Annotated in this window: 2 tRNA genes and 3 rRNA genes; all 5 read right to left on the minus strand. The window is 48.8% G+C overall.

The annotated features are described in order from the left end of the window. Positions 1-20 precede the first annotated feature (20 nt). Positions 21-135 (minus strand): 5S ribosomal RNA (gene rrf, locus PTT44_RS00015). 175 nt (positions 136-310) lie between these two features. After that, positions 311-3,204: ribosomal RNA gene (locus tag PTT44_RS00020) — 23S ribosomal RNA — on the minus strand. A 338-nt stretch (positions 3,205-3,542) separates the two neighbouring features. Beyond that, positions 3,543-3,618: transfer RNA gene (locus PTT44_RS00025), tRNA-Ala, on the minus strand. A gap of 67 nt (positions 3,619-3,685) precedes the next feature. Next, positions 3,686-3,762: transfer RNA gene (locus tag PTT44_RS00030), tRNA-Ile, on the minus strand. A 61-nt stretch (positions 3,763-3,823) separates the two neighbouring features. Next, a 16S ribosomal RNA gene (locus tag PTT44_RS00035) occupies positions 3,824-5,361 on the minus strand. The 16S, 23S and 5S rRNA genes sit together here with 2 tRNA genes alongside, the layout of an rRNA operon. Positions 5,362-5,441 lie beyond the last annotated feature (80 nt).

Below are 5,441 nucleotides of genomic sequence, written 5' to 3' on the forward strand. Positions count from 1 at the left end.
AGGGGGATTTAGAATTAATGAGCTGGCGATGACTTACTCTCACATGGATAACTCCACACTACCATCAGCGCTAAGAGGTTTCACTTCTGAGTTCGGGAAGGGATCAGGTGGTTCACTCTTGCTATTGTCGCCAGCACAACTGTTTATGACTATTCGTTGGGTCTAACCTCAGAGCAGTGCTCTTCGTGCCTAACTTTCATCAAATGAGTTATTAACAGGTATATTTGAGTTGGATATTGTATCTAGCTTTATAACTAAATCAAGTTGTTTGCAGTGATTTGAACCACAACACCAACTGTTTGGGTGTTGTATAGTCAAGCCTCACGAGCAATTAGTATTGGTCAGCTTCACATATCACTATGCTTCCACATCCAACCTATCAACGTCGTAGTCTTCAACGGCTCTTTAGAGGACATAAAGTCCTAGGGAAATCTTATCTTGAGGTAGGCTTCCCGCTTAGATGCTTTCAGCGGTTATCCCTTCCGAACATAGCTACCCGGCGATGCGACTGGCGTCACAACCGGTACACCAGAGGTTCGTCCACTCTGGTCCTCTCGTACTAGGAGCAGATCCTCTCAAATTTCCAACGCCCACGGTAGATAGGGACCGAACTGTCTCACGACGTTCTAAACCCAGCTCGCGTACCTCTTTAAATGGCGAACAGCCATACCCTTGGGACCTGCTTCAGCCCCAGGATGAGATGAGCCGACATCGAGGTGCCAAACACCGCCGTCGATATGAACTCTTGGGCGGTATCAGCCTGTTATCCCCAGAGTACCTTTTATCCGTTGAGCGATGGCCCTTCCATACAGAACCACCGGATCACTAAGACCTACTTTCGTACCTGCTCGACTTGTGGGTCTCGCAGTTAAGCGCGCTTTTGCCTTTATACTCTACGCGTGATTTCCGACCACGCTGAGCGCACCTTCGTACTCCTCCGTTACTCTTTAGGAGGAGACCGCCCCAGTCAAACTACCCACCAGACATGGTCCTCGTCCCGGATAACGGGACAGAGTTAGAACCTCAATATTACCAGGGTGGTATTTCAAGATTGGCTCCACCGAAACTAGCGTCTCGGTTTCAAAGCCTCCCACCTATCCTACACAAGTAAGATCAAAGTTCAATGTCAAGCTGCAGTAAAGGTTCACGGGGTCTTTCCGTCTAGCCGCGGGTACACCGCATCTTCACGGCGAATTCGATTTCACTGAGTCTCTGCTGGAGACAGCGCCCCCATCATTATGCCATTCGTGCAGGTCGGAACTTACCCGACAAGGAATTTCGCTACCTTAGGACCGTTATAGTTACGGCCGCCGTTTACTGGGGCTTCGATCAAGAGCTTCGCTTACGCTAACCCCATCAATTAACCTTCCAGCACCGGGCAGGCATCACACCCTATACGTCCACTTTCGTGTTTGCAGAGTGCTATGTTTTTAATAAACAGTTGCAGGGGCCTGGTTTCTGTGGCTGCCAATAGCTCAAGGAGTAAATCCTATCACCGTCGGCAGCGTACCTTCTCCCGAAGTTACGGTACCATTTTGCCTAGTTCCTTCAGCAGAGTTCTCTCAAGCGCTTTGGTCTACTCGACCTGACCACCTGTGTCGGTTTCGGGTACGATTCCTATGTAACTGAAGCTTAGAGACTTTTCCTGGAAGCATGGTATCAGCCACTTCACTGTACAAGTACAGCTTGCTATCAGTTCTCAGCATAGAGTACCCCGGATTTGCCTAAGATACATGCCTACAACCTTCCACCTGGACAACCAACGCCAGGCTGACTTAACCTTCTCCGTCCTCTCATCGCATTACATAGAAGTATTGGAATATTAACCAATTTCCCATCGACTACGCCTCTCGGCCTCGCCTTAGGGGTCGACTCACCCAGCCCCGATTAACGTTGGACTGGAACCCTTGGTCTTTCAGCGTGCGAGTTTTTCACTCGCATTGTCGTTACTCACGTCAGCATTCGCACTTCTGATACCTCCAGCATACTTCTCAATACACCTTCATCGGCTTACAGAACGCTCCCCTACCACTTGCAATAAATTGCAAATCCGCAGCTTCGGCATATAGTTTTAGCCCCGTTACATCTTCCGCGCAGGCCGACTCGACTAGTGAGCTATTACGCTTTCTTTAAAGGGTGGCTGCTTCTAAGCCAACCTCCTAGCTGTCTATGCCTTCCCACATCGTTTCCCACTTAACTATAATTTTGGGGCCTTAGCTGGCGGTCTGGATTGTTTTCCTCTTGACTACGGACGTTAGCACCCGCAGTCTGTCTCCCGGATAGTACTCATTGGTATTCGGAGTTTGCATCGGTTTGGTAAGTCGGGATGACCCCCTAGCCGAAACAGTGCTCTACCCCCAATGGTATTCGTCCGAGGCGCTACCTAAATAGCTTTCGGGGAGAACCAGCTATCACCGAGTTTGATTAGCCTTTCACCCCTATCCACAAGTCATCCCCTGGCTTTTCAACGACAGTGGGTTCGGTCCTCCAGTTAGTGTTACCCAACCTTCAACCTGCTCATGGATAGATCACCCGGTTTCGGGTCTACACCCAGCAACTAAACGCCCTATTAAGACTCGATTTCTCTACGGCTCCCCTATGCGGTTAACCTTGCTACTGAATGTAAGTCGCTGACCCATTATACAAAAGGTACGCAGTCACCGAACAAGTCGGCTCCCACTGCTTGTATGCATGCGGTTTCAGGATCTATTTCACTCCCCTCACAGGGGTTCTTTTCGCCTTTCCCTCACGGTACTGGTTCACTATCGGTCAGTCAGGAGTATTTAGCCTTGGAGGATGGTCCCCCCATATTCAGACAAGGTTTCACGTGCCCCGCCCTACTCGACATCATCATATAAGCCCTTTCGTGTACAGGACTATCACCCACTATGGTTGCACTTCCCAGAGCATTCCACTAGAACTTATATGACTTAATGGGCTTTTCCCCGTTCGCTCGCCGCTACTGAGGGAATCTCAATTGATTTCTTTTCCTAAGGGTACTGAGATGTTTCACTTCCCCTCGTTCGCCTCGTATGACTATGTATTCATCATACGATACCTGCCTTATGACAGGTGGGTTTCCCCATTCAGAAATCTCCGGATCACAGGATATTTGCCGCCTCCCCGGAGCTTATCGCAGGCTATTACGTCTTTCATCGCCTCTGACTGCCAAGGCATCCACCACATGCACTTAATTACTTGACTATACAACCCCAAACAGTCGTAGCACCTACAAGTAGTACTAAGACAGATCGATTACTCGATCATACAGTTTGTTGTTCTGTGTACTTAAACACTGTACAGCTTCAATTCAATTCACATACCAAAACGCTTGATTCAGTTAATTTCGCTAGTAACTCATTTCTTTAATCTTCATCAATCAGTAATAAATCACTGTTAATGTCGATCTTAAAAACGAGTATGAACAAATTATTTCAACTCAAATATATTCTGTTAATGATTTTTCCAGCCTTCGTCAGGTCAGGAAACTGCGATAAATCACAGAAGTTAATAAGCTTTAACTTACTAAGTTCTATAATCTATGGTGGAGACTAGGAGAGTCGAACTCCTGACCTCCTGCGTGCAAAGCAGGCGCTCTACCAACTAAGCTAAGTCCCCAGCTTATCAATAAGTCAATGTTTCTGTTTTCTGTATTCAGCATTTAACAATGCTTGTTAGTCAGATTTGGTGGGTCTGACAAGACTTGAACTTGTGACCCCACGCTTATCAAGCGTGTGCTCTAACCAACTGAGCTACAGACCCTCAGATACATCGTCATGAAGAACAACTTGTTGTGGATTCTTACCAATCGTCAATCTTTCGTTAAGGAGGTGATCCAGCCGCAGGTTCCCCTACGGCTACCTTGTTACGACTTCACCCCAGTCATCGGCCACACCGTGGTAAGCGTCCTCCTTGCGGTTAGACTACCTACTTCTGGTGCAACAAATTCCCATGGTGTGACGGGCGGTGTGTACAAGGCCCGGGAACGTATTCACCGCGGCATTCTGATCCGCGATTACTAGCGATTCCGACTTCATGGAGTCGAGTTGCAGACTCCAATCCGGACTACGATCGGCTTTTTGAGATTAGCATCCTATCGCTAGGTAGCAACCCTTTGTACCGACCATTGTAGCACGTGTGTAGCCCTGGTCGTAAGGGCCATGATGACTTGACGTCGTCCCCGCCTTCCTCCAGTTTGTCACTGGCAGTATCCTTAAAGTTCCCGGCTTAACCCGCTGGCAAATAAGGAAAAGGGTTGCGCTCGTTGCGGGACTTAACCCAACATCTCACGACACGAGCTGACGACAGCCATGCAGCACCTGTATGTAAGTTCCCGAAGGCACCAATCCATCTCTGGAAAGTTCTTACTATGTCAAGACCAGGTAAGGTTCTTCGCGTTGCATCGAATTAAACCACATGCTCCACCGCTTGTGCGGGCCCCCGTCAATTCATTTGAGTTTTAGTCTTGCGACCGTACTCCCCAGGCGGTCTACTTATCGCGTTAGCTGCGCCACTAAAGCCTCAAAGGCCCCAACGGCTAGTAGACATCGTTTACGGCATGGACTACCAGGGTATCTAATCCTGTTTGCTCCCCATGCTTTCGTACCTCAGCGTCAGTATTAGGCCAGATGGCTGCCTTCGCCATCGGTATTCCTCCAGATCTCTACGCATTTCACCGCTACACCTGGAATTCTACCATCCTCTCCCATACTCTAGCTTCCCAGTATCGAATGCAATTCCTAAGTTAAGCTCAGGGATTTCACATCCGACTTAAAAAGCCGCCTACGCACGCTTTACGCCCAGTAAATCCGATTAACGCTCGCACCCTCTGTATTACCGCGGCTGCTGGCACAGAGTTAGCCGGTGCTTATTCTGCGAGTAACGTCCACTATCCAAGGGTATTAATCTCGGTAGCCTCCTCCTCGCTTAAAGTGCTTTACAACCAAAAGGCCTTCTTCACACACGCGGCATGGCTGGATCAGGCTTTCGCCCATTGTCCAATATTCCCCACTGCTGCCTCCCGTAGGAGTCTGGGCCGTGTCTCAGTCCCAGTGTGGCGGATCATCCTCTCAGACCCGCTACAGATCGTCGCCTTGGTAGGCCTTTACCCCACCAACTAGCTAATCTGACTTAGGCTCATCTATTAGCGCAAGGTCCGAAGATCCCCTGCTTTCCCCCGTAGGGCGTATGCGGTATTAGCATTCCTTTCGGAATGTTGTCCCCCACTAATAGGCAGATTCCTAAGCATTACTCACCCGTCCGCCGCTAGGTCAGGTAGCAAGCTACCTTTCCCCGCTCGACTTGCATGTGTTAAGCCTGCCGCCAGCGTTCAATCTGAGCCATGATCAAACTCTTCAGTTAAAATCATTAGTAGCTTATGGCTACAAATCTTGGCTCATCAATTTTCTGACAAATATTTCTCAAATAAACTTCGAGTAATT

Source organism: Acinetobacter sp. Gutcm_16 (assembly GCF_028649355.1).
GTDB classification, from domain to species: Bacteria; Pseudomonadota; Gammaproteobacteria; order Pseudomonadales; family Moraxellaceae; genus Acinetobacter; species Acinetobacter johnsonii.